This is a genomic window from Micromonospora pallida, from assembly GCF_900090325.1.
Taxonomy (GTDB): domain Bacteria; phylum Actinomycetota; class Actinomycetes; order Mycobacteriales; family Micromonosporaceae; genus Micromonospora; species Micromonospora pallida.
Map to the genome: position 1 here is coordinate 6034716 of NZ_FMHW01000002.1, position 22695 is coordinate 6057410.

Sequence of the window (22695 nt, forward strand, 5' to 3'; positions counted from 1 at the left end):
TGGTGGGGTGCCGGCTCTGCCTGCTCTACCAGCAGCTTAGGGGAGGGTATGGCAAGTTAGGTACGATAAATGTCGCTATATGCAACATTAGTTAAGAGTCTGGCCTTTTGTTACTTTCTGTCCATCTGCCCTGAGCGGAGCGGGGCCGCCCGCTTTCGCTCCGCATACAAACTGTCGCCCGATGCTGCCGAATGCACACCGGCGGGTCGGGTGAGTGCGCCGCACCTTGTGGCGGACCATCGGTAACCGTCCGGACACTGAGGGCCAGAGAAGCGTCGACCCAACTCGTCAATGGCGGTCATTGCGGGATACTCCATGATCCTCCGGAATTGCCCGGGAAGCGGAGAGTAATCGCCAGTACGGTCATCGTGTGGAGTGGGCGGACGGTCACAGCGACCCGGTTCGGGACACCTGTTGCCGTGTATCTTCGGCCAATAACCCGGTATCGGGAAAGAGCGACGAGAGTGACCCTCTCCACTGCCGCCACCGTCCCACCCGGGCCAGGCCGCCACCGGACCATCCAGGCCAGGCCGCCACCGGACCATCCAGGCCAGGCCGCCACCGGACCATCCAGGCCAGGCCGACGCAGTCCCACCCTGGCCGGCCGATGCCGGAGCCCGGGACGGGTCTGCCGGGCCGCACCGGGACGTCGTACCGGGGATAGGCTCACGGGCGTGACCGAACCCGCCCAGCTCACGCACCTCGACCCGGCGGGCGCGGCCCGCATGGTCGACGTCTCCGCCAAGCCGGTCTCCGGCCGCCGGGCCGTCGCCGCCGGACGGCTGCGGACCACCCCCGAGGTGATCGGGCTGCTCCGCCGGGACGGACTACCCAAGGGCGACGCGCTCGCCGTGGGTCGCCTCGCCGGCATCATGGGCGCCAAGCGCACCCCGGAGCTGATCCCGCTCTGCCACCCGATCGCCCTGCACGGGGTGACCGTGGACTTCGAGCTGACCGACGACACGGTGGAGATCACCGCGACCGCGCGGACCGCAGACCGGACCGGCGTCGAGATGGAGGCGCTCACCGCGGTCGCCACCGCCGGGCTCGCCCTGGTCGACATGGTCAAGGCCGTCGACCCGGCGGCCTCCGTGGATGCGGTACGCGTACTCCGCAAAGAAGGCGGCAAGACCGGCGACTGGCTGCGGCCGGCGGACCGACCGTGATCCGGGCCCGCGTGATCGTGGCGTCCAACCGGGCCGCCGCCGGGGTGTACGCCGACACCAGTGGCCCGATCCTCGTCGGCGGCCTGCGCGAACTCGGCTGCGCGGTCGACGACCCGGTGGTGGTGCCCGACGGCGAACCGGTCGGGCAGGCGTTGCGCAGCGCGGTCGCCGACGGGCTGGATGTGGTGCTGACCAGCGGCGGCACCGGCGTCACCCCCACCGACCGGACCCCGGACGTCACCCGCGCTGTGCTCGACTACGAGATTCCCGGGATCGCGGAGGCGATCCGGGCGTACAGCAGGGGCACCGTACCCACCTCGGTGCTCTCCCGGGGCCTCGCCGGGGTGGCCGGGCGGACCCTGGTGGTGAACCTCCCCGGCTCCACCGGTGGGGCCCGCGACGGGCTGGCCGTGCTCGGCCCGATCCTCGCCCACACCGTCGACCAACTGCGCGGCGGCGACCACTGACCGGCCCGGCAGCCGGGCCAAGGCGGGAAAAGCGCACCCCACGGCCCCGATAGGGTGGTCCGTGTGAGCGCGACACGTGAGCCGAGCGGGACCGCTGCCGCCGTGGAGGACCCGGCCGGCGCGACCTTGCCGGTCGGCTGGGAGGAAGCCCGCGCCCGGGTCTACGCGGCCGGCCGGGACGCCGCGCTTTCCGTGGTCACCCGACCGCTCGCCGAGGCCGACGGGCACACCCTCGCCGAGCCGCTGACCCCCCGTACCGACCTGCCCGCCTTTCCGACCTCCAGCGTGGACGGCTGGGCGGTACGCGGCCCCGGACCGTGGCGGATCGTCGGCCGGGTGCTCGCCGGCAGCACCCCGGAGCCGTTGACCGGGGACGGCACGACGGTCGAGATCGCGACCGGCGCGATGGTGCCCGAGGGCACCTCCGCCATCCTGCGGATCGAGGAGTCCACGCGTACCGCCGACGGTCGGGTGGCCGGGACGCCCCGGCCGGCCCCCGAGTGGCGTCCGACCGGCGAGGAGGCGCGGGCCGGGGAGGAACTCCTGCCCGCCGGCACCCCGGTCGACCCGGGACTGATCGGGCTGGCCGCCTCCTGCGGCCACGATTCCCTACCTCTGCGCCGGCCACCCCGGGCCGGGTTGATCGTCTTCGGCGACGAACTGCTCACCGCCGGCCCACCCGGTGCCGGCCGGGTCCGCGACGCGCTCGGCCCGGCCGTGCCGGCCTGGCTGCGGCGGTACGGCTGCCAGGTGCGTCCCGCCGACGTGGTCGGCCCGGTCGCCGACACGCTCCCGGCCCACGTGGCCGCCCTGCGCGCCGCCCTGACCGGGACCGATCCGACCGGGGCAGCCCTGACCGGCGCCGATCCGACAGGGGCCGACCTGGTCTGCACCACCGGCGGGACGATGCACGGACCGGTGGACCACCTGCACCCCGCCCTCCAGGCCCTAGGCGCCGACTACGTGGTCAACACCGTGGCGGTCCGGCCCGGCTTCCCGATGCTTCTGGCCCGGCTGGTCGGCGACGACGGCCGGGCCCGCTTCGTCGCCGGGCTGCCCGGCAACCCGCAGTCGGCGATCGTCGCGCTGGTCTCGCTGGTGGCTCCGCTGCTCGCCGGCCTCCAGGGCCGACCGATGCCGGTGCTGCCGTACGCCACCCTGGCCGCGCCGATCCGAGGCCGGGGCTCCTACACCCACCTGGCCCTGGTCCGGCTGGACGCCACCACCGGCACCGCCCACCCGGTACGGCACGTCGGCTCGGCGATGCTGCGCGGACTGGCCGGCGCCGACGGGTTCGCGGTGATCCGGCCGGACACCACCGGGGAGACCGGGGCGCGGGTACCGGTCGTGCCGTTGCCACTGCTGCCCGGGGAGCGTACGTCGTGACCGTCCAGCCGACCGCCGACCGTACGGTGATCGCCGAGGTCACCACCGCGCCGCTGGATGTCGCCGCGCACGAGGCGGCGGTCGTCGACCGGCGGGCCGGCGCCGTGGTCACCTTCCAGGGGGTGGTCCGCGACCACGACCACGGCCGATCGGTACGCGCGCTGGAGTACGAGGGGCATCCCGGTGCCGCCGAGGTGCTCCGTACGGTGGCCGCCGAGGTGGCCGCCGACCCGGACGTGTACGCGGTCGCCGTGTCGCACCGGATCGGGCCGTTGGAGATCGGAGAGGCGGCCCTGGTCGTGGCGGTGAGCACCGCCCACCGGGCTGCCGCCTTCGCCGCCTGCGCCCGGCTGGTGGACGAGGTGAAGGCGCGGCTGCCGATCTGGAAGCGGCAGGTCTTCGCCGACGGCACCGAAGAATGGGTCAACTGCCCCTGACCGCGTCGGTTGGCCGCCGGCTTGGCGAACGGGACTACGAGCAGGATCTCGCCGCCGGGGCGACGGTCAGCGGCGGGCGACCAGGTCGGGCCGGCCCAGCCGGTCGGCGTAGAACGCCGGCTCGGCACCCGGCCGCCACGGCAGGGCAGCCACCAGCACGATCAGCGCCAGGGCCAGCGAGTTCTCCATCAACGCGCCGAAGAGGCCGTCGGCGTAGTGCGACACCTCGGGGAGTTGGTGCTCGTACGGCCAGATGGGTGAGACCAGGAAGACGAGGTAGAGCAGGACGGCGGCGGCCCCGTGCCGGAACCCGGTCATGGTCGGGTACCAGATCGGCGGGCGGAGGCCGTTGACCCCGGGCGGGCCGCCGTACGACGATGCCGGCGCGGAGCGCTGCGTCAGGCCCCGGCTCGCCTCCCGCCGCCGTACCGCGGCGTCGGCCAGGACGACGATCGCCGGGATCACCCACACCAGGTGATGCGTCCAGGAGATCGGGCTGATCACGTTCGTGGTGAGCCCGACCAGGGTGAACGCGGTCAGTTCGTCGCCCTCCGCGCGGGCGGTGGACGCCCGGGAGAGACCGAGGGCGAGCACCAGCACCGCGAACGACAGCCAGAGCAACCCGGGCGTCTCGATCGAGTCGTAGAGCCGGGCCAGCAGTCCGGCCAGTGACTGGTTGGGGGTCATGTCGGCCGCGCCGACCCGCTCGGTCTGCCACAGCACCCGGATGAAGTAGGCGCGGGACTCCGTGCCGGCCACCGAGAACATGCCCAGCGTGACGCCGGCCGCGGTACCGATCGCGGTGGCCGCCGCCCGCCACTGCCGGGTGATCAGCAGGTAGACGATGAACAGCGCCGGGGTGAGCTTGATCGAGGTGGCCAGCCCGATTCCCACGCCGGCCCAGACGCCGCTGAACACGAACCGGCGCAGCGGGCCGTCGTCCCGGCGGTACCGGGTGCCCCGGCGAGACCGCCAGCGCAGGCCGATCAGGTCGGCCATGACCAGCCCGAAGAGCAGCAGGTTGACCTGGCCGTAGCCGAGCGTCTCGCGGACCGGCTCGAGGGCGGCGGCGAGCGGCACCGCGACCGCGACCACGAACCAGAGCGGCTGGCCGAGCCGATCGACGACCGGCCGGAGCAGCGCGGTCAGGACGACCGCCAGCGCGGCGGTGCTGCCGAGCGCGTTGACCCACCCGGCGACCGCGACCGGCAGATGCGCCATCGGCGCCATGACCAGCGCGCCGAAGGGCGGGTAGGTGAAACCGAGGGTGGTGTCGGGCGCGATGAAGTCGTACAGCTCGCTGCCGTTGACCCACCACACCATCGCGCCGTGGTAGATCTTCATGTCGAAGAAGTTGTACGGCCGGCCGAACGAGCCGATCGCGATCCAGGCGGCATAGATCGTGGCGGCCACGATGCCCAGACGTACGGCCGTGCGGCGATCGACCCCACGGACCGCGCGACGGATGGAGGCAAGACGGTCCGTCCGTCTCCCGACGGTCGCCGGCATGGTGTGGCCACCCCCGTACCAATTTCGTCCTGTCCGTCCAGGTCCCGCACGGAGCCTAGAACGGTGCCTCACGTTGATGCCTCCCGCGTTATGCGACCGTGTCCGATCCCACACCAGTTTTTGACATTTCAACCGCGTTAACGCCTCGCGGGGGGTTCAGGTGATTAGCGGCCTTGGAGCGGGGGTGAGGCCCTTGACGAGGGAGTGCCCGGCCAGGTCAGCCGGGCGGTGGCCCGTCGTTCGTCGCAGTGGGGTGACCCGTCAGCCGGGGAGCCGACGGGCCGCTGCCGCCGTCCGTACGGCCAGTCGGGTCTCGCGCCGGGCGGTCCGGACCGCCCGCTGCACCGAGCGTCGGGAGTGGCCGATCCGGTGCCCAGCGCGCCAACGCAGGCTCGGCCGGCCCTGGGTGTCCGCCGCGGCGAGCAACAGCCCACCGATCAACCCGAGGTTCTTCATGAAGTGCACCTGGTGGTTGGTGCGCGCCGCCGGGTCGTCGTAGGTCCAGAAGGGATGCCCGGCGGCAGTGGTCGGCACCAGCGAGGCGGCCAGCATCAGCGAGGCGGGGCGGGTGAGGTGCCCGGTGGCGAGCAGCAACCCGCCGACCACGTGCACCGCGCCGTTGGTCCGGACCAACGTCTCGGCGTTGCCAGGCACCGGACCGCCGGTCCGCTCAAGCAGGCTGGTGATGTGGTCGGTGACGGGCTTGGCGTGCTCGGTGAAGTGCTCCGGGTTGCGTAACTGCCGGATCCCGCTGGCCACGAAGATGCCGCTCATCAGAACACGGGCGAGGGAGCGTACGGGTTTCATGGCCTTAGTCATACCCCGTGCCGGCCACGATCATGGCGTCAACCGTCGATCTGACCCCAACGGGCGGTCCCGGGCCGTCGGGCCGCGTCACCGGCCGTCGGCGACCAGGCCGGACCCGCCACGCCGATCGTCCGGTCGGTCCCGGGTGGACCTGCCCGGGGCCGGGTAACGTGCCCTGGGTGACCACGCTGCGGCTGCGACCCGAGGGCCCCGCCGACGTCGACCCGGTCCGCCGGGTGCTCGCCGGAGCCTTCGCCCGCCCCGACGTGCCGGTCCCGCCCGAGGTGGGGCTGGTCGACGAGCTGCGCGGCAGCGACGCCTGGCTTCCGGAACTGGCCATGGTCGCCGAGTACGGCGGCGAGGTCGTCGGCTACGCCCTGCTCACCCGGGTACGCGTCGACCCCGGCCAGTTTCCCGCCCTGGTGCTCGGGCCGGTGGCAGTGGCCCCGCACCGGCAGCGGATCGGCCTCGGCGGCTCCGTCGTGCAGGCCGCCATCGAGGCGGCCACGGAACTCGGTGAGCGGCTGGTGGTGGTGCTCGGTGATCCGGCGTACTACCGGCGGTTCGGGTTCGACCGGGCGGACCGGCTGGGACTGTCCAGCCCGTGGTCCGGGCTGGGCGAGCCGTGGCAGGCCCTGGTGCTGCCGCCGAGCGCCAGCGGGGAGGCCGGGGTGCCCCGGGGCGAGGTGGTCTTCCCGCCTCCCTGGTCCCGGGTCTGACCCGTCAACGGCTCCCGCGCCGCGCCCGGCTTCGGCGGGGTCCACGCCGGCAGTTCGGGTGACCGTCAGCCTGGTTGGGTACGCAGGTAGCGGCCGAAGTGCGGGACGGTGAACGCCACCGTGCCCCGCTCCCCGGAGTAGATCAGCCCCTTCTTGATCAGGGCGTCCCGGGCCGGGGAGAGGCTGGCCGGCTTCCGCTCCAGGGACCGGGCGATCTCGGCGGTCGGCACCGCCGCGTCCATGTCGTCCCGGGACTCGGCCGGATCACCGTCGACCCGGGACAGCGTCGCCATCGCCCGCATGTACTCCCGCTCGGCCGGGGTCGCCCGCTCGAACCGGGATCCGAAGAAGCCCACCGCCAGCTCCGCCTCGGCCTCGGGGGCGGCCACCCGGACGTCGGCGGCGGTGATCGGCGACCGGGGCGCGTGATCCCAGGTGGCCTTCCCGTACGCCTGCACGAAGTAGGGGTAGCCGCCGGAGGACTCGTAGAGCAGGTCCAGCGCCTTCGGCTCGTACTCGACCTCCTCGCGCGCGGCCGGCGCGCAGAGCGCCTGGTCGGCGGCGAGCCGGTCGAGCCGGTCGATCCGCTGGTACCGGTAGAGCCGTTCCGAGTAGGACTTGGCGGCACTGAGCACCGCCGGCAGGTGCGGCAGCCCGGCACCGACCACGATCAGCGGCGCACCGATCTGGGACAGCTCATGACAGGCGGCGCAGAGCGCGCTGACGTCCTCCGGGCCGACGTCCTGCATCTCGTCGATGAAGACCGCGATGCCGGTGCCGACGTCGGCGGCCACGCTCGCCGCGTCGGTGAACAACTCGACCAGGTCGATCTCGATGTCCCCGGAGTCGGCCCGGCCACTGCTGGCCGGCACGTCGATCCCCGGCTGCCAGCGGTCCCGCAGGCGCGGCGCGGCGGTGCCCCGGCGGCCGGTGGGAGTGGCCGCGCCCCGCTGGGCGAACGCCTTGAGCACACCGAGGAAGGCGTCGATCCGCTCGGGGGCGCGGTGTCGTGGCGCGAGTTCCCGGACCGCCATGTGCAGGGCCGCCGCCACCGGGCGGCGCACCGACTGGTCCGGCCGGGCCTCGATCTTGCCGGTGCCCCAGAGTCGGCCGATCGCCTGCGAGCGCAGGGTGTTGAGCAGGACCGTCTTGCCGACCCCGCGTAGTCCGGTGAGCATGAGACTGCGTTCCGGGCGGCCCCGGGCGATCCGCTCCAGCACGACGTCGAACACGTCCAGTTCCCGCCCCCGGCCAGCCAGCTCGGGGGGACGCTGCCCCGCGCCCGGGGCGTACGGGTTGCGGACCGGATCCACGTCTCGCACCGTATCGGGCCGTCTAGCGCCGCAGCTAGACGTGCGTAGAGGACGCCATCGGCGTGTCTCGCCGGGCCGGGGGATCGAGCGAAATCTAGGGCTGTCTAGCGTCCACGCCAGACAGCCCTAGATTCGGATAGCGGATGTCGGGCGGCGGACGGCACGTCGGCCTTGACCAGCCCGGCGTCACGCCGCCGGCGGTCGGCCCTGCCGCCGGGAGCAGCGTCAGCGCAGCTTCAGGCAGAGCACGAAGTCGAGGGTGTCCAGCTCGCTGTTGTAGAAGTACCAGTCGGTGTACCCGTCGACCTCGGCGCACTTCGCCTCGGCGTCCTTCTCGCCGCTGGTCGCTCCGTCGAACCGGCGCAGCACCTCGTAGGTCTTTGGCACGCACTCGGTGACCAGCAGTTTCGGCCGTCCACCGGCCGGCCCCTCATTGCGGACGCACTCCCCCACGGCGGCGAAGCGCGGATCGGCCGACGACTCGGGCGCGAGGGCGCTCGGCGGGACGTCCGGCTGGGTGGCGGGTTGCTCGGACGAGTCGGCGGTGGCCGAGGGCAGCGCGGTGGCCGGCGGGTCGGTGTCGGTGCGCGCGAGGTAGAACAGCGCCGCGCCACCGCCGAGCACCAGCAACGCCAGCACGGCGAGCACCGCGACCAGCCGGCCCCGCCCGCCGGCAGACCTCGGTTCGTCCGTCGGCGGCGCCGGATGCCGGCCCGGCTCGCCCCCCAGGTAGGCCGGCTCCTCGGCCGGGTACGGCCCCGACAGGTACGCCTCGCCCGGCGGGTACGCCCCGTGCCCGTGCCACGGACCCGTTTCGTCCGCCGGTCGACCGCGCCAGGGGTGCGCCCCGTTCGGCGGTTGCTCCTGCCACGGCTCCGGCCGGTTAGCACCCGGTGGTCCGTAGTTCGCCATGCTCGCCTCCCGGGCGCGATCGGTCGGCGGCCGGAACCCGCGCACAGGACGCCGCCGCCCTGGTCACGGTAGCGTGGCGACCCGATTCCCTGGTGCCCCGCGTGGGCATCGCCGCACCCGGGTGCGTCGTCCAACCGGTTCCGGCCGTCCGGGTGGGACGGCCGGAAACCCGGCGTTCACATCAGCCGGAGTTGACGGCTCTTCGGCCGGGCCGGCTCCTCTCCGCCGAGCCGCTCGAAGAGGCCGGGATCGATCACGTCGAGGAAGGGCGTGGGGCGGCAGTCGCGTTCGGCTCCGTGCCGGGCCCGCCGGGCGGCGTGGCTGACGTAGAGCCGGTCCTGGGCGCGGGTCAGCCCGACGAAGAAGAGCCGTCGCTCCTCGGCGATGTCGTCCTCGTCCGGCGTCGAACCGGGCCAGCGCAGCGGCAGCAGTCCGTCCTCGCAGCCGACCAGGAACACCACCGGGAACTCCAGGCCCTTCGCGGCGTGCAGGGTGAGCAGGGTGACCGCCTCGGCGCGCGGGTCGAGGGCGTCCACCTCCGCGCCGGTGGCGAGCTGGGAGAGGAACAGCGGCAGATCGTCGCCGCAGCGCCGGGCCAGCGGGGTGAGCAGGTCGACCGCCGTCCGGACGTCCTCGGGGCGGACCGAGGCGGTGGAGTCCAGGGTGGGCGTGGCGAACCGGTCGGCGAGGAGTTGCCCGACCAGGCGTACCCGGGCCGGCAGGCCGCCGTCGAGCCCGTCGGCGTGCCGCAGCTCGCGGGCGATGGCCGCCACGCCGGGGCGGTCCCGCAGCCGGTCGTGCGAGCGCTTCTGCACCGGGATGTTCGCCCGGGCCAGGGCATCCAGGATCGGGGCGGCCTGGGCGTCAGTGCGGTACAGCACGGCGATGTCGGAGAACGAGACGTTCGAACCCCGCCCGTCGATGCGTCCGGAGTCGAGCGACCGGTGGGACAGACCACCGACCAGCCCGTCGATGGTGCGTACCACGAAGTCGGCCTCGTCGGCGACGGTGGCCGCCGGGTAGCGGCCGACCAGCGGCGCCTCCGGGTCGAGTCGGGCCGGGTCCAGCCGGCGGCCCCGGACCAGCGAGGACGGCGCGATGGCCTGCACCGCGGCGGCCAGGATCGGCGCCGACGAACGGTAGTTGCGGTTCAGCCGGACCAGCCGCGCGTCGGTGAAGTCCTCGGAGAAACGGAGGAAGTAGCCGACGTCCGCGCCCCGGAACGAGTAGATCGCCTGGTCCGGGTCACCGATCGCGCAGAGGTTCCCGTCCGGCGGGCTGAGCAGCCGCAGCAGCTCGTACTGGACCGCGTCGACGTCCTGGTACTCGTCCACGAAGATCCACCGCCACCGCTCCCGGTACCGCTGCGTCAGCTTCCGGTCGCCGCGCAGCAGCTCGACCGGGAGGGTGAGCAACTCGTCGAGGTCGACGAGTTGCTGTTTGCGCAGCAGGTTGGTGTAGGCGGCCAGGTCCTCGCCGGCCTCGGCGCGGGCCGCCGTCCGGTCGGCGTCGTCGGCGATCCGGAAGTCCGGGGGCAGACCGACCGCCTCGGCGTTCTCCCGCAGGATGGTCAGCCCGAGCGAGTGGAACGTGCCGACGGTGACGTCCTCGGCGACCGGGCCGAGCAGCCCGTCGAGGCGGTGCCGCAGCTCCTCGGCGGCCCGCCGGGTGAAGGTGATCGCCAGGCAGGTCTCCGGGAAGACGTTCAGCTCGGCGCAGAGGTACGCGATCCGGTGGGTCAGCGTCCGGGTCTTGCCGGTGCCCGGCCCGGCGACGATCAACAGCGGACCGCCCGGTGCGGAGGCGGCCACCCGCTGCATCGCGTCCAGCCGGTCCAGCAGGCCGGTGCCGACCTCCTCCATGCCGGCGAGCATCGGCTCGAACGGCTCGTGCGGCGAGGGCGCTGGCACGATCGGCGGCGCGGGCGGCGGAGTATCGCGCGTCGGCCGCCGCTTCGGTTCGGCCTTCGCCGGGCTCTTGGCCCGGGGCGCGGCTGCCGGCTCCTTCGGTGACCGCTGCTTCGGCACCGGTACGTCGAACAGCGTCTCCTGCCCGGCCGAACCGCCGGAACCCAGCTCGGCGGGGTCGAAGAGGGTGATCACCCCGTACTCGCCGTCGAAGCCCGGCACCCGGCGCACCTCGCCCCGACGCAGTCGACCGATCCCCTCGGCGAGTAGTTCTCCACCCACCCGGTGGATCTCGTCGAGCGGCGCGGTGGTGAGGATCTCCAGTTCCGGGCCGAGCGCGGCGACCAGGTCGTTGAGCTTCCCCTCGACCTTCTTCGACCGGGGACCGACCTTGTTGATCTCGCCGAGGACCTCGGCGAGCGGCACCAGGTGGGTGACGTCGCGGGCCCGCTCCGGACGGTGCCCGTCCGGCCGGTTCGCCAGCTCCTCGACCCGGCTGAGTACGCCTACGGTGAGCGGCTTGCCGCACTCCGGGCAGCGCCCGGCGGCGGCCCGGGTCTGCTCGGGTGACCAGTTCACCCCGCAGAGCCGGTGCCCGTCGGCGTGGTACTTCCCCTCCTCCGGGAAGAACTCGATCGTCCCGGCCAGCCCGTCGCCGGTCCGCAACGCGTCCCGGATCGCGAAGTAGTCCCGCCCGGTGGCGAAGACCGTCGCCTCCCGGGCCAGCGCGGGCGGCGAGTGCGCGTCCGAGTTGGACACCAGCCGGTACGCGTCGAGGCTGGCCACCCGCCAGTTCATCGCCGGGTCGGAGGAGAGCCCGGTCTCCACCGCGAAGATGTGGTCGGCCAGATCGGCGTAGCAGTCGGCGATCGCGTCGAAGCCGGACTTCGAGCCGAGCGCGGAGAACCACGGCGTCCAGATGTGCGCGGGAACGAGGTAGCCATCCGGGCTCGCCTCGAGGGTGATCTCCAGGAGGTCCCGGGAGTCGAGTCCGAGGATGGGTCGACCGTCCGAGCCGAGGTTGCCGATCCGGCCGAGGGCGGCGTTGAAGCGGCCCACCGCCTCCAGGTCGGGCAGGTAGATCAGGTGGTGCACCTTGCGGGTCCGGTCGCCTCGCTTGTAGATCGTCGAGATCTCCACGCTGAGCATGAACCGGACCGGGTCCGCCTCGGCCGCGTCGGCCAGCCGGGGCGGGAGCCGGCGGGCGATGTCCCGTTCGGCCTCTGGACTGAGCCGGTACAGGCCGGGCTCCGCCGGGTGCAGGGTGTCCCGCAGGTGGTCGTACCAGGCCGGGTGGGTGAAGTCGCCGGTGCCGAGCACGCCGATGCCCTTACGCCGGGCCCACCAGCCCAGGTTGGGAAGGGTCAGGTCGCGGCTGCACGCCCGCGAGTACTTCGAGTGGATGTGCAGGTCCGCGACGAACGGCGAGGGGCCACCGGAGGGTACGGCGCTGAACGGAGACACGCCGCATCCTGTCACGCCCGGCTGGACGCCCGCTTCCCGCCACGCTCTGCGGTGACGTGGGTAATCCCACGACCGGGCCGGGACGTGGTGGACCGGTCAATCCCACGACCGGGCCGGGACGCGGCGGACCGGTTACCGGGCGGGTCAGCGGGAGCGGAGTTCGACCAGGGTGATCTGGGGTTCGGCGCCGACCCGTACCGGCGGACCCCAGAAGCCCGCGCCGTTGGTCACGTAGACCTTCGTACCGTCCACCTCGCCGAGGCCGGAGACCACCGGCTGCTGGAGCTTGACGGCCAGGTTGAACGGCACGATCTGCCCGCCGTGGGTGTGCCCGCTCAGTTGCAGGTCGACCCCGAACTTCGCGGCCTCGATCGCGGCCACCGGCTGGTGGGCCAGGAGCACCACCGGCCGGGAGGTGTCCCGGTCGCCGAGCGTCGCCGCGTAGTCCGGCCCGGCGGCCAGGCCGGTGCCGCCTTCGCCGGACGGGTCGTTCACCCCGGCCAGGTCGAGTACACCACCCCGGGCGGCGATCTCCAGCCGCTCGTTCTGGAGCACCCGCAGGCCCAGCCGGTCCAACTCCCGTACCCACTCCTCGACCCCGGAGTAGTACTCGTGGTTGCCAGTGACGAAGTAGCTGCCATGGCGGGAACGCAGGCCGCGCAGGGGCGCGGCGGCCTCGCCCAGTTCGGCGACGCTGCCGTCGACCAGGTCGCCGACGACCGCGACCAGGTCGGCGTCGAGCCGGTTGATGGCGGCCACGATCCGCTCGGTGTGCGCCCGGCCGCGTAGCGGACCGAGGTGGATGTCGGAGACGGTGGCGATCCGCAGGCCGTCCATGCTGCGGGGGAGCTTCGCCAGCGGGATCTGCACCCGGTCGAGCTGGGGTGGGCCGAGTGCGGTGCGGATGCCGTACCCGGTCACGCCGGTCGCGGTGAGGCCGGCGAAGATCGCCGCGCTCCGGGCCAGCAGCAGCCGGCGGGACGGGTCGTGGTCGGGTTGCCCGACTGCGTCGGCGGCCGGCGGGTCGGCGGAGCCGGTGGCCCCCACCAGGACCGGTTCGGGCGCGGCGGCGGTCGGCTCGGCGGCGACGACCCGGCGGCGCAGCACCAGCCGGCCCACCAGCATCGGCACCTCGAGGGCGACCAGGACGACCAGCAGGTAGAACATCACCGCCAGCCACAGGTACCCGGGCCAGGCCAGCCAGTACAGGCCCGCCTGGGTGCCGACCATGGTCAGCGGTACGAGCACCGCCAGCACCACCGCGCTGACCGTGCCGATCCGCCGCCAGCGGCCGGGACGGGTGGCGTCCCGAACCAGCCGCTTCCAGAGGTAGAGGTGGATCAGACCGGTGACCAGGGCCAGGGTGCCCACGAAGCCCAGGACCGCCAACACGCCGTGCCTCCCTCAGCCCCCGGCGAACGGGGGTAGGACGTCGATTGTCGCCCCGGCCGGGAGCGGGGCACGACGATCATGACAGGCCACGCCGTCGACCAGGAAACTTGCCGCCCGGAGCACCCGGACGAGCCGATCGCCGTGCCGCGCGGCCAGCTCGTCGACGACCTCGTCGAGGGTACGCCCGGCGGCTGTGTGCTCCTCGGCGCGACCGGCGGCGGCCCGAGCCCCGGCGAAGTAACGGATGGTGACCATTGTCGCAGCGTCCACTCCCACCTCAGCCTCCGATCGCCGACATCGGCCGGGCCGGTTGCAGGAAGGCCGGATCGTCGATGCCGTGTCCGGCGGCTTTGCCCCACATCGCCCGCCGCCAGCGGTCGGCCAGTTCGGCGTCGTCGGCCCCGGCGCGCAACGCCCCGCGCAGGTCGGACTCCTGGGTGGCGAAGAGGCAGGACCGGACCTGCCCGTCGGCGGTGAGCCGGGTGCGGTCGCAGTCGCCGCAGAACGGCCGGGTGACGCTGGCGATCACCCCCACCCGGGCCGGACCACCGTCGACCAGCCAGCTCTCCGCCGGGGCCGCGCCCCGGGCGGTCGGGTCGGGACGCAGGTCGAACTCCCTGGTCAGGGTGGCGAGGATCTCGTCGGCGGTGACCATGGCGGAGCGGTCCCAGCCGTGCTGGGCGTCCAGCGGCATCTGCTCGATGAACCGCAGCTCGTAGCCGTGCGCCAGGGCGAACCGGAGCAGAGCGGGTGCCTCGTCCTCGTTGACGCCGCGCATCAGCACCGCGTTGACCTTGACGGGACGGAGCCCGGCCGCCGCCGCCCCGGCCAGACCGGCGAGCACGTCCGCGAGGCGGGGCCGCCGGGTCAACCGGACGAACCGGTCGGCGTCCAGGGTGTCCAGGGAGACGTTGACCCGGTCCAGCCCGGCGGCGGCCAGCGCGGGCGCGACCCGGTCCAGCCCGATCCCGTTCGTGGTCAGCGAGATCCGGGGGCGCGGGTCCAGCGCCGCCACGGCGGCCACGAGCCGGGTGAGCCCGGGACGGATCAGCGGCTCCCCGCCGGTGAACCGCACCTCGGTCACACCGAGCCGGCGGACCGCCACGTCGACCAGCCGGACGACCTCGTCGTCGGTGAGCAGGTCGGGCCCGGCCAGCCAGGGCAACCCCTCCGCCGGCATGCAGTACGTGCAGCGCAGGTTGCACTTGTCGGTCAACGACACGCGCAGGCTCCGGGCGGTGCGGCCGTACCGGTCGACGAGGCCGCCCACGCTCGGCTGGTCCGCGCTCATCGCTCGACGGTAGCGCGGCCGGAGGCTCCCTCGACCACCTGTCGCGCGGCCCGGCCGACCGCATCGCGCCAGCTCGCGCCGAACATGGCGGCGTGCACCAGCAGCAGGTGGAGCTGGTGCAACGGCACCCGCTCCCGCCAGCCGTCGGCCAGCGGCCACGCCTCCCGGTAGGCGGCCAGGATCCGGTCCAGGTGAGGTGCGCCACCAAAGAGCGCGAGCTGGGCCAGGTCGGTCTCCCGGTGGCCGCCGTGCGCGGCCGGGTCCACCAGCCAGACCCGCCCGTCCAGACCCCAGATCACGTTCCCCGGCCACAGGTCGCCGTGGATCCGGGCGGGCGGCTCGTCGCCGCCGTACTCCCCGATGGTGTCGATCACCCGCTCCACCAGCGCGGTCTCCGTACCGGTCAGCGCGCCGCCGTCGACCGACCGGCGCAGGTACGGCAGGAGCCGGCACCGCGCGAACCAGGCCGACCAGGGGCCCGGGTCGGGGGTGTTGTCCTGGGGGAGCGCGCCGATGAAGCCGGGCCAGTCGGCCCCGAGGGCCGGCGCGCCGTAGCGGTGCAGCGCGGCCAGCTCCCGGCCGAACCGCTCGGCGGCCTCGGGCGTCGGCTCGCCGGGCTCGATCCAGTCGAGCGCCAGCAGCTCCGGCAGCGCCACCAGCACCTCCGGTACGGCCACCGCGTCCGCCTCGCGTAGCCACCGCAGCCCGGCCGCCTCGGCGGCGAAGAAACCCGTCGGCACCGGCTGGCCGCTTCCTTCGGGCCAGCTCTTGGCGAAGATCGAGTGGCCGTCGTCCAGGGTGAGGCGGGAGGCGGCGCAGATGCTGCCCCCGGACACCGGCGTCTCCCGGATCCGCTGGTGGGTCAGGAAGGTCGGCAGGTGCGCCGGGTGTGCCCGCAGGTAGGCCAGGTCCATGAGCGCAAGGTAGCCGGTCGGTGGGCGGCATGGTGACGGACGGGACGCTGGTGAGACTTGCACTGACTGCACGTTTGCGCTGACCTGGGCCAGCCTGTCCACGGCCTGTGGACAAGGCGTGTGTCGTCCACAGGGACTGCCCGCCGACCCGTCCGCCGCGCAGGCTGCCGACATGAACTCCACCGACCAGCCCCGGCTCGCCGTCCGCTCCCCCGCCGACCTCATCGCCGCCGTGCCGTACCTGCTCGGCTTCCACCCGGCCGACAGCATGGTGCTGGTCGCGCTCCAGGGGAAACAGATCATCTTTGCCGCACGCGCCGACCTGCCGGCACCCGGCAGCGACCCGAAACCCGTCTCCCGATACCTCGCCGGCGTGCTCGGCCGCCAGGACGCCGACGCGGTCACCGTCATCGGCTACGGCCCGGCCGCCCAGGTCACCGCCACGCTGGACGTGCTCCGCCCGGACCTGGACGGTGCCGGTCTCACCGTGCTCGACGCCCTGCGGGTGGAGGACGGCCGCTACTGGTCCTACCTCTGCCCCGACCCCGGATGCTGCCCGCCCGAGGGCACCCCGTACGACCCCCGGGCCAGCCAGTTGACCGCCGCCGCTGTCTTCGCCGGGCAGGTCGCCCTCCCCGACCGGGCGGCGTTGACCGCCCAGGTGGCCCCGGTGACCGGTCCCGCCGCCGACGCCATGCGGGAGGCGACCAATCGCGCCCGCCAACGTCTCGGTGACCTGCTCGACGGGGTGACCCCGGAGGACCTGATCGCCGGCCGGCCAATGGTCGGCATCACCCGGAAGGCCCACCGGGCAGCGCTCGACCAGGCCCGGCGTGGGGAAAGCCTCACCGACGACCAGGTCGCCTGGCTCGGCCTACTGCTGACCTTCGTGCCGGCCCGGGACGACGTCTGGGAGCGCACCGACGGCGACGACGAGCACCTCGCCCTCTGGACGGACGTGTTCCGCCGCAGCGATCCCGAGTTGATCGCCGCGCCGGGCTGCCTGCTGGCCTTCGCCGCGTTCCGGTCCGGGCAGGGCGCCCTGGCGGCGGTGGCCCTGGAACGGGTGCTGGCCCGCTATCCCGCCTACCCGATGGCCCTGCTCCTGGAGGACCTGCTCCGGCGGGGCGTACCGCCGTCCCGGCTCGTCGACTGGCCGATGCTCAACGACAAGCGCACCAGCCGTCGCCGTCGCCGACGGGGCGGCCGCTGAGTACGACGCCTACTCGGGCGCAGCAGCCTGAGCACTGACTACCGGAGGCCAGGTGCGGACCCCTTCGGGAACCGGTAATCGGGGTATGGGTCGGTCTCCGGCTCACGGCTGGCACCGGACGCGACGGTTACGTGGAGGTAGACGGTCGCGCCGTCCGCGCAGTTGATCCGCAGTGCGGACGGCGACAACCACACTCCGGGGAGGTCGCACGTCTCCCAGCCCTTGAAGATGGGCGGGCGCGCGAAGTCGAGAAGTTGCGTGGTGAAGACGAGCATCCGGATCGCTCGCCGCGTAGGGGGTGGCATCTCCGCCGGAAGCGATACCGGCGCGGGTACCGGGCGCGGCTCAGATGTGGCCGAGAGCAGCGCCGAGGATCCCGACTGGTAGGTGAGCTTCACACCCGGCGGAGACTGGCCACCCGGCTTGGTGTCCCTGCCGTATCGGGATACCTCCACCACGTCCGGGTGGTCGCATGCCCGATACAGGGCTGCCAGGGCATCCAGCACCTCGGTGACCTGCATCTGCCGTCTCCGATCTTCGTGTTCGGGCAGCTCATCGGCGGTTTCAATCTAGGCGCGGGGCGGCGGTGTGCTGGCTCGACGCGTCCGAATCGCCCCCGCCCGATCGGGCTCGGCGGGCCTCGCGTACCCACTGGGTGAAACGTTCGGTGAGGGCGGCTACGTCGGGCTTCTGGCCGAGTTCGACGGCATCCGCTATGGCCTCTTCGAGACGGGCAGCCATGAAGAAGGCGCGGGCCACGCTGTGGCCGGCGAACTGGTCCAGGAGGGCGAGCTTGGCCGGGGCGCAGGGCCAGGGGGCACCGCACGCCCGGCACCGCCAGCACGGCCGGGCGGCGACATGGTCACGGCCGGGGTGGGTACGGGCCATCCGGCCACACCTCCCACGCCACCGTCCGGGCGTCCTTCCGAGACAGCCGGCCCCCGTTCCCCCGCTCGTCCTGCGCCCTGGTCGTGAACATCGCGGCGTTCGTCCAGATGATCTGCGTCGCGCCGTCGTGCCCTCGAACGGCCGCCCGGCTTGGCAGGCTGAATGGTCCGATCGGGTTCAGCGGCGGCCACGGGATCGGGGGCGGCGGCGGAGCCGGACGCGGGGCCGGCTTTCGCTCGGGCTCGCGATCCGGTTTGTCCTCGGCGCGGTGACGGGGCGGCTGGGCGAGCGGTCCTGGCGGCGTCGGCATCCGCCGGTCCGGGCAGCGCCGCCAGGACTTCAGCCCACAGGAACACGCGATGCGCCAACGGCGCAGGACGGGCCGGTGCGCGGGGGCGAACGAGACGGACGCGGTGCGTCGTGATCGTGGCATGTCCTTACCCTGACGACATGGCCACTACTCTCGGAAGTCATTGATGTGCGTTGGGTGGGCATCGTGGTGCATGGGCGGTTATGGGCAGTGCACCCGGCAAAGTTGGGCAAGGGGTGGGTGACGGTTGGGTGAGATGGCGGACTTCCTGCTCAGCGAGCTGCGGGAGTCTCGGGCCGCACGGGGGCTGAGCCAGGACGATTTCGGCAGGCTGATCAACTACTCGGGGTCGCATGTGAGCGCGGTCGAATGCGGCAACCGCGCGCCCACAAAGGAGTACGTCGAAAAGGTCGATGAGGCGCTCGGCACGGGGGGTATCTACACGCGCCTTCTCCGCAGGGTGCTCACGATCGACGCCGCTCCGGTGTGGCTACGTGAGTGGATCGAGATCGAACGCGAGGCGGCGTCCCTCCTGTGGTTCGAGCCCGCCTACGTGCCCGGCGCACTCCAGACACCCGACTACGCCCGGGCGACGCTGGCCGGCGGCCGGTTCACGCCGGAAGAAGTCGAGCAGCGAACCGTGTCCCGCCTTGAGCGGCAATCGCTGCTCTCCCGCGAGCCCGCGCCACTCATTGTCTTCGTGCTCGATGAGGCCGTGCTACGAAGCGGCCCCGACAGCCCTGGGCTCATGCATGCGCAGCTACAGCGGCTCGTGGACAGCGCCGAGCTTCCTACCGTTCAGCTTCACGTCGTGCCCGCCTCCGCTGGCCTGTACCTGGGAAAGGCCGGTGCCTTTATTCTCGCCGAGATGCCGGACGGTTCGCGGGTCGCGCACGTCGATACCCAGCTCAACGCTCAGATCGTCTCAGGACCTGCGGACATTGCTAGTCTGGGCAAAGCGTGGGAGGCGGTCCGCAGCGAAGCTCTCCCCCGCAGGCAATCCCTCGACCTGATCAAGGAAGCGGCGAAGACATGGACCTGACCGGCGCACGGTGGCACAAGTCCACGAAGTCAGGCGGCAACGGCGGGACGTGTGTGGAAGTCGCCGACAACCTCGCGGTGGCGGTCTACGTCCGCGACACGAAGGACAACGGAACCGGCCCGGTGCTGGCGTTCAGCCGCGAATCGTGGCGCGCCTTCGTGACGGACGTTGCCGAGCGGGCCTGACCCCAGACACGCGCGAGCGCCCGTCCCTCCTATGGGGGCGGGCGCTTTGTCTTGCCAGTGGAACTGCCGTGCAGTGCTCGGTCTACAGGGAAGCAGTGTTGGGAGGATGTCAACCGTGATGAAAATCGGCCCCCTGACCGAGTTCGACCGGGATGAGTGGGAAGGTCTGGCCCGCAGTTTCCACGCGCACTTCGCTGGCCGGCCGGGTCGGCCCGAGACCAAGGTCAACGATGACGGCTACGAACAGACATGGCAACGCCTACTCGACGGTGACCAGATACGTGGCATCTCCGCGAGGCTCGACGACAAGATGGTCGGCATTGCGCATTATCTGTTCCACGCCAGCGTCTGGTCGGCCGGGAGATGTTATATGGCGGACCTGTTCGTGGATCCGCAGGTGCGGCGGCGAGGTGTCGCGACGGCGATGATCCAGTGGGTAGCACGTGATGCCGAGGAGCACGGCGCCCCACGCCTCTACTGGAACACCGAGGTGGACGCCGACGCTCGCGCGCTGTACGACAAGGTGGCCAACTACCGGGGCTACATCGTCTACAGCTACGCACGACCTGCGACCACCACAGCAACGTGAACCAAGCGACTTCGACCGTACTTAGCTTGTAAAAATCTGTCTTAATGCACAAAAGTGGCATCTCGGATGGTCTGTTCCTATTCCGTTGCTACGCTGGAACATCGGTGGGAACGCATACGGGGCGAGGCGCTTCCCCGGGCGCGGTCCCTGGAACTCCTCAGAGAAGCGGCGAGAGCATGGATCTGACTGGCGCACGCTGGCGCAAGAGCAGCAAGAGTGGCGGCAACGGCGGTGACTGCGTCGAGGTGGCAGACAACCTCCCCGGCCTCGTTGGTGTCCGAGACTCGAAGGACCCGACCGGACCGGCGCTGACCTTCTCGCCCGCTGCGTGGCGTGCCTTCGTCACCCAGGTTGCTGAGCGGGTCTGACCGCAGACACGCGAAGCGCCCGTCCCTGACGCTGGGATCGGGCGCTTGCCTTGCAGGCGCGACCAGGTCAGGGGCGAGCGCGGGGCAAGCCTCACCGGCAGGCCATGCCCTAATTGCAGTTCGTCAACGCGATCCTGCTGAGGACCGGCCGACCGAGCTGGAGCCCAGTCACGAGTTCCCCGGCCTCGGCGAGCATCGCCGCGTCGAACTCGCCGCTGCGTGCCGCCGTCCAGAAGTCGTCAGCCTCTGCGGCCGTGCCGTGAGGGAATGTCAACTCCATCTCGATTTGGACGGTATCTGCGAGATTGGGATCGTCCTCGTCCGACGGTTCGTCCGGCATACCGTCGCTCCATCCAACGGCGGGGATGGCGAATCGCCGGGCTAGCAGCAGCCCAGGCGGGCCGTCCGGCCACTCGAAGACGCCGGACTCGATGACCAGCGTGTCCGCCTCGACCTCGCCTTCCCAGCGGTCAAAGAGACCCTCCAAGGGAACCGCGAGGAACGCCTGGAAGGCCCGCCAGGCGAGGTGTACGTCCTGGATGCGATCAGGGTCGCCACCCTCCGCTGCCACCAGTCGGCGCAGTTCATTCACTCCGTCCCGCCATGAGAGAACCATCATGGGCGGTATTCGACCACTCGACCGCCGTGGCCGGAAGGGGCGGCTTGGGTTGTATTTCCGAATCGCCCCAACCCGACAAGTGGCTGTGGGCGGTACGGTGCCGGGCATGGGTGCATTGAAGCCGTGGCACATGGCCGTTCTGCTCTGCGTCGTCGTGACCGCTGCGCTCGTCGTCGGCCTGGTTGCACTGTTTGCCAAGCGGTCCGGCCGCCGGTAACTGGGGCAGAAGCCTGCATCGCTCGTCCACGAGGTGAACGGTGATACCGGCGAGGGTGGCCTTGTCGGTCAGGACCCGCAGGAGCTAGCCGATCTGCCAATGCCGCAGCCGCAGGGTATGTCGCCCTGGGGTGTCTGAGGCTTTGTGGCTGGCTGAGGTGTAATCCGCTCGGCGTGTCGTGTGGCTGAGCTGCCACAGCCCGGTGCGGTAACGGATGTGCGCTCACCCGCCTCCACGCGTTGACCAGGCACCTGCCCGAGAGAAGCCGGCATCGGTGTAGCCGTGCCGGCTGTAGAAGCGCACCGTGTCAACGTTGCGGTGGTGGATGCCGGCCGACAGGTACGTGATCCCCTGGTCGGTTGCCCACCGTTGGGCGGCCTTCAGCAACGCCGATCCCACCCCCATCCCTCTGGCGTCGGGCAGCACAACCGGGTGCACCTGCGCCGAAGACTCAGGACGCAGGATCTGATGCTCTGGCGGGTTGGAGAGCCGCAAGGCCCTCAATATCCTCAGCCACGCCTCGTGCATCCTTCCGAAGCTAGGGCGAGGCAGCTTCCTCGGGACCCCTGCCGTGACCTGCTCTGCCAACCCGAGAGCTCGTATAGTCGCGCGGTGACGATGGAGCAGGTCCGGCAGGCGTACGGGTCCGTCGCGCAGCTCTACATCGAGCTGTTCGGTACGAGGCAGCAGGTACACGCCGACGACCTCGCCTTCATCGGGCGACATCTGGCGAGCCGGGCTGGCGCGGTGCTCGATCTGGGCTGCGGGCCCGGCCATATCACCGACTACCTCCGCTCGCTGGGCGTCGACGCGACGGGCATCGACATGGTCCCCGAGTTCATCGCCCATGCGAAGGCTGCCCATCCACACGGCAGGTACCAACTCGGGTCGATGAATAGCCTGGACATCAAGAACGGCTCCATCGCCGGCATCCTGGCCTGGTTCTCGCTGATCCACGTACCGCCCCAGGACCTCGACGGTGTACTCGCCGAGTTCCGGCGAGTGATGACTCCAGTCGGCACGCTGGTGGTCGGCTTCTTCGACGGCGACGAGGTCGCCGCCTTCGACCACAAGGTCGTCAAGGCCTATCGCTGGCCCGTTGACGAATTCTCCGAACGGTTGGCGCGAGCTGGCTTCAAGGAGGTCGAACGCCAGCATCGGCCCAGCGATGGCACCCATCGACCGTACGCCGCGATCGCGGCAGGTCGTGGGCGAACCGTGAGCTGAGTTAACGATCGGAAGAGGGCGTGGTGGGGCGCCAGAGCGATCATCAGCGCGTCCAGAACGATCCTGACAGCCTTGTTGAGTTGGCGCGCGACCGGCACAACGCTCGGATCGACTGGTTCTGTGGCCTCCCGCAGGAGGCGCACATTGCCGCAACCGGCGCTCCCTTCACTATCGATGGGCCTTCCGGATTCGATACACCCATCGGAACTCCGGCCGACCTGACCAACGAGACCCGTACGAGGCAGCGCTTCCCCAGGCTCACCGCCTACCTCGACGACAATCCGTGGATCGAGCGTCCGTGGGAACGCGCAGCCAACTGACCAGCGCCGCGCCATCACCGGCTAATCCGGATA

The 22695-nt window shown here is 71.8% G+C and carries 25 protein-coding genes and 1 pseudogene; 13 read left to right on the forward strand and 13 right to left on the reverse strand.

The genetic code is table 11. The annotated features are described in order from the left end of the window. Nucleotides 1-674: 674 nt before the first annotated feature. The 4 genes from moaC to GA0074692_RS25360 all read left to right on the forward strand — a co-directional run bounded on the left by moaC (nt 675) and on the right by GA0074692_RS25360 (nt 3456). Nucleotides 675-1166, forward strand: a complete 492-nt coding sequence (gene moaC, locus GA0074692_RS25345) for a cyclic pyranopterin monophosphate synthase MoaC (RefSeq protein ID WP_091648312.1) — start codon at nt 675-677, stop codon at nt 1164-1166. Continuing rightward, nucleotides 1163-1633 (forward strand): MogA/MoaB family molybdenum cofactor biosynthesis protein, encoded by a 471-nt coding sequence (locus GA0074692_RS25350; protein ID WP_091648315.1) that lies wholly within the window; start codon nt 1163-1165, stop codon nt 1631-1633. Before moaC ends, GA0074692_RS25350 begins: the two co-directional genes overlap by 4 nt. A 102-nt stretch (nt 1634-1735) precedes the next feature. Next, nucleotides 1736-3019, forward strand: a complete 1284-nt coding sequence (locus GA0074692_RS25355; RefSeq protein ID WP_091648316.1) for a molybdopterin molybdotransferase MoeA — start codon at nt 1736-1738, stop codon at nt 3017-3019. Next, complete coding sequence (locus GA0074692_RS25360; protein WP_176738570.1) at nt 3016-3456, forward strand: molybdenum cofactor biosynthesis protein MoaE; 441 nt, start codon at nt 3016-3018, stop codon at nt 3454-3456. Before GA0074692_RS25355 ends, GA0074692_RS25360 begins: the two co-directional genes overlap by 4 nt. A 66-nt stretch (nt 3457-3522) precedes the next feature. Here the strand turns inward: GA0074692_RS25360 and GA0074692_RS25365 are convergent, their stop codons facing one another. Together GA0074692_RS25365 and GA0074692_RS25370 are read right to left on the reverse strand one after the other, a co-directional pair. Continuing rightward, nucleotides 3523-4965 (reverse strand): glycosyltransferase 87 family protein, encoded by a 1443-nt coding sequence (locus tag GA0074692_RS25365; RefSeq protein ID WP_091648319.1) that lies wholly within the window; start codon nt 4963-4965, stop codon nt 3523-3525. A gap of 261 nt (nt 4966-5226) precedes the next feature. Then, on the reverse strand, nt 5227-5772 hold the full coding sequence (locus tag GA0074692_RS25370; RefSeq protein WP_091648320.1) for a DoxX family protein: 546 nt from the start codon (nt 5770-5772) through the stop codon (nt 5227-5229). 170 nt (nt 5773-5942) lie between these two features. Here GA0074692_RS25370 and GA0074692_RS25375 point away from each other — a divergent pair, with 170 nt between their 5' ends. Next, complete coding sequence (locus GA0074692_RS25375; protein WP_245730449.1) at nt 5943-6491, forward strand: GNAT family N-acetyltransferase; 549 nt, start codon at nt 5943-5945, stop codon at nt 6489-6491. A 65-nt stretch (nt 6492-6556) separates the two neighbouring features. Here GA0074692_RS25375 and GA0074692_RS25380 read toward each other — a convergent pair whose 3' ends face one another. The 7 genes from GA0074692_RS25380 to GA0074692_RS25410 all read right to left on the reverse strand — a co-directional run bounded on the left by GA0074692_RS25380 (nt 6557) and on the right by GA0074692_RS25410 (nt 15684). Next, nucleotides 6557-7804 carry an ATP-binding protein gene (locus GA0074692_RS25380; RefSeq protein WP_091648325.1) on the reverse strand — a complete coding sequence of 416 codons (1248 nt, stop codon included), beginning with the start codon at nt 7802-7804 and terminating at the stop codon, nt 6557-6559. Nucleotides 7805-8029: 225 nt separating this feature from the next. Further along, nucleotides 8030-8533: an LppU/SCO3897 family protein gene (locus GA0074692_RS36740; protein ID WP_425413400.1), complete on the reverse strand. Its 504-nt coding sequence runs from the start codon at nt 8531-8533 to the stop codon at nt 8030-8032. Between the two features lie 359 nt (nt 8534-8892). After that, nucleotides 8893-12087, reverse strand: coding sequence for a UvrD-helicase domain-containing protein (locus GA0074692_RS25390; RefSeq protein WP_091648328.1), 3195 nt, complete (start codon nt 12085-12087; stop codon nt 8893-8895). A 144-nt stretch (nt 12088-12231) separates the two neighbouring features. Next, nucleotides 12232-13479: a metallophosphoesterase gene (locus GA0074692_RS25395; RefSeq protein ID WP_091648330.1), complete on the reverse strand. Its 1248-nt coding sequence runs from the start codon at nt 13477-13479 to the stop codon at nt 12232-12234. 12 nt (nt 13480-13491) lie between these two features. Continuing rightward, nucleotides 13492-13734 carry a MoaD/ThiS family protein gene (locus GA0074692_RS25400; protein ID WP_091648333.1) on the reverse strand — a complete coding sequence of 81 codons (243 nt, stop codon included), beginning with the start codon at nt 13732-13734 and terminating at the stop codon, nt 13492-13494. 22 nt (nt 13735-13756) lie between these two features. After that, nucleotides 13757-14770 carry a GTP 3',8-cyclase MoaA gene (gene moaA / locus GA0074692_RS25405; protein WP_091648335.1) on the reverse strand — a complete coding sequence of 338 codons (1014 nt, stop codon included), beginning with the start codon at nt 14768-14770 and terminating at the stop codon, nt 13757-13759. Further along, nucleotides 14767-15684, reverse strand: a complete 918-nt coding sequence (locus GA0074692_RS25410) for a fructosamine kinase family protein (RefSeq protein ID WP_091648338.1) — start codon at nt 15682-15684, stop codon at nt 14767-14769. Before GA0074692_RS25410 ends, moaA begins: the two co-directional genes overlap by 4 nt. 172 nt (nt 15685-15856) lie before the next feature. Here GA0074692_RS25410 and GA0074692_RS25415 point away from each other — a divergent pair, with 172 nt between their 5' ends. Beyond that, the gene (locus GA0074692_RS25415) at nt 15857-16897 is read left to right on the forward strand and encodes a DUF4192 domain-containing protein (protein ID WP_091654065.1); all 1041 of its coding nucleotides are present in this window, start codon (nt 15857-15859) and stop codon (nt 16895-16897) included. A gap of 38 nt (nt 16898-16935) precedes the next feature. Here the strand turns inward: GA0074692_RS25415 and GA0074692_RS25420 are convergent, their stop codons facing one another. Both GA0074692_RS25420 and GA0074692_RS36185 read right to left on the reverse strand, forming a co-directional pair. After that, nucleotides 16936-17418 carry a hypothetical protein gene (locus GA0074692_RS25420; RefSeq protein ID WP_141725405.1) on the reverse strand — a complete coding sequence of 161 codons (483 nt, stop codon included), beginning with the start codon at nt 17416-17418 and terminating at the stop codon, nt 16936-16938. A gap of 43 nt (nt 17419-17461) precedes the next feature. Then, nucleotides 17462-17785, reverse strand: coding sequence for a hypothetical protein (locus GA0074692_RS36185; RefSeq protein ID WP_245730450.1), 324 nt, complete (start codon nt 17783-17785; stop codon nt 17462-17464). Nucleotides 17786-18342: 557 nt separating this feature from the next. On the opposite strand from GA0074692_RS36185, the gene GA0074692_RS25430 reads away from it, so the two are divergent. The 5 genes and pseudogenes from GA0074692_RS25430 to GA0074692_RS25445 all read left to right on the forward strand — a co-directional run bounded on the left by GA0074692_RS25430 (nt 18343) and on the right by GA0074692_RS25445 (nt 20279). Continuing rightward, on the forward strand, nt 18343-19137 hold the full coding sequence (locus tag GA0074692_RS25430; RefSeq protein WP_091648340.1) for a helix-turn-helix domain-containing protein: 795 nt from the start codon (nt 18343-18345) through the stop codon (nt 19135-19137). Then, nucleotides 19128-19322 (forward strand): DUF397 domain-containing protein, encoded by a 195-nt coding sequence (locus tag GA0074692_RS25435; protein ID WP_091648342.1) that lies wholly within the window; start codon nt 19128-19130, stop codon nt 19320-19322. Before GA0074692_RS25430 ends, GA0074692_RS25435 begins: the two co-directional genes overlap by 10 nt. Before the next feature lie 118 nt (nt 19323-19440). Then, entirely contained in the window at nt 19441-19911 is a 471-nt protein-coding gene (locus GA0074692_RS25440) for a GNAT family N-acetyltransferase (protein ID WP_245730748.1), read from the forward strand. 84 nt (nt 19912-19995) lie between these two features. Beyond that, nucleotides 19996-20097: pseudogene (locus tag GA0074692_RS34245) on the forward strand (XRE family transcriptional regulator); the annotation flags it as partial. Continuing rightward, a complete protein-coding gene (locus GA0074692_RS25445; RefSeq protein WP_091648347.1) occupies nt 20088-20279 on the forward strand; it encodes a DUF397 domain-containing protein in 192 nt (63 codons plus the stop codon). The pseudogene GA0074692_RS34245 and the gene GA0074692_RS25445, both read left to right, overlap by 10 nt. Before the next feature lie 109 nt (nt 20280-20388). Here GA0074692_RS25445 and GA0074692_RS25450 read toward each other — a convergent pair whose 3' ends face one another. Beyond that, nucleotides 20389-20898: a hypothetical protein gene (locus GA0074692_RS25450; RefSeq protein ID WP_141725406.1), complete on the reverse strand. Its 510-nt coding sequence runs from the start codon at nt 20896-20898 to the stop codon at nt 20389-20391. Nucleotides 20899-21337: 439 nt separating this feature from the next. After that, nucleotides 21338-21643 (reverse strand): GNAT family N-acetyltransferase, encoded by a 306-nt coding sequence (locus tag GA0074692_RS34975; protein ID WP_176738571.1) that lies wholly within the window; start codon nt 21641-21643, stop codon nt 21338-21340. 84 nt (nt 21644-21727) lie between these two features. Here GA0074692_RS34975 and GA0074692_RS25460 point away from each other — a divergent pair, with 84 nt between their 5' ends. Together GA0074692_RS25460 and GA0074692_RS25465 are read left to right on the forward strand one after the other, a co-directional pair. Next, on the forward strand, nt 21728-22342 hold the full coding sequence (locus tag GA0074692_RS25460) for a class I SAM-dependent methyltransferase (RefSeq protein WP_176738572.1): 615 nt from the start codon (nt 21728-21730) through the stop codon (nt 22340-22342). 23 nt (nt 22343-22365) lie between these two features. Next, a complete protein-coding gene (locus GA0074692_RS25465; RefSeq protein WP_141725407.1) occupies nt 22366-22662 on the forward strand; it encodes a hypothetical protein in 297 nt (98 codons plus the stop codon). Nucleotides 22663-22695 lie beyond the last annotated feature (33 nt).

Bases quoted from the DNA above. Each gene is read 5' to 3' on its own strand.
- GA0074692_RS25370 (WP_091648320.1), bottom strand. From the start codon at position 5,772: ATGAAACCCGTACGCTCCCTCGCCCGTGTTCTGATGAGCGGCATCTTC.
- GA0074692_RS25410 (WP_091648338.1), bottom strand. From the start codon at position 15,684: ATGGACCTGGCCTACCTGCGGGCACACCCGGCGCACCTGCCGACCTTC.
- GA0074692_RS25440 (WP_245730748.1), top strand. From the start codon at position 19,441: ATGAAAATCGGCCCCCTGACCGAGTTCGACCGGGATGAGTGGGAAGGT.
- GA0074692_RS25415 (WP_091654065.1), top strand. From the start codon at position 15,857: ATGAACTCCACCGACCAGCCCCGGCTCGCCGTCCGCTCCCCCGCCGAC.
- GA0074692_RS25420 (WP_141725405.1), bottom strand. From the start codon at position 17,418: ATGCAGGTCACCGAGGTGCTGGATGCCCTGGCAGCCCTGTATCGGGCA.
- moaA (WP_091648335.1), bottom strand. From the start codon at position 14,770: ATGAGCGCGGACCAGCCGAGCGTGGGCGGCCTCGTCGACCGGTACGGC.
- GA0074692_RS36185 (WP_245730450.1), bottom strand. From the start codon at position 17,785: ATGGCCCGTACCCACCCCGGCCGTGACCATGTCGCCGCCCGGCCGTGC.
- GA0074692_RS25445 (WP_091648347.1), top strand. From the start codon at position 20,088: ATGGATCTGACTGGCGCACGCTGGCGCAAGAGCAGCAAGAGTGGCGGC.
- GA0074692_RS25435 (WP_091648342.1), top strand. From the start codon at position 19,128: ATGGACCTGACCGGCGCACGGTGGCACAAGTCCACGAAGTCAGGCGGC.
- GA0074692_RS25365 (WP_091648319.1), bottom strand. From the start codon at position 4,965: ATGCCGGCGACCGTCGGGAGACGGACGGACCGTCTTGCCTCCATCCGT.
- GA0074692_RS25400 (WP_091648333.1), bottom strand. From the start codon at position 13,734: ATGGTCACCATCCGTTACTTCGCCGGGGCTCGGGCCGCCGCCGGTCGC.
- GA0074692_RS34975 (WP_176738571.1), bottom strand. From the start codon at position 21,643: ATGCACGAGGCGTGGCTGAGGATATTGAGGGCCTTGCGGCTCTCCAAC.
- GA0074692_RS25450 (WP_141725406.1), bottom strand. From the start codon at position 20,898: ATGATGGTTCTCTCATGGCGGGACGGAGTGAATGAACTGCGCCGACTG.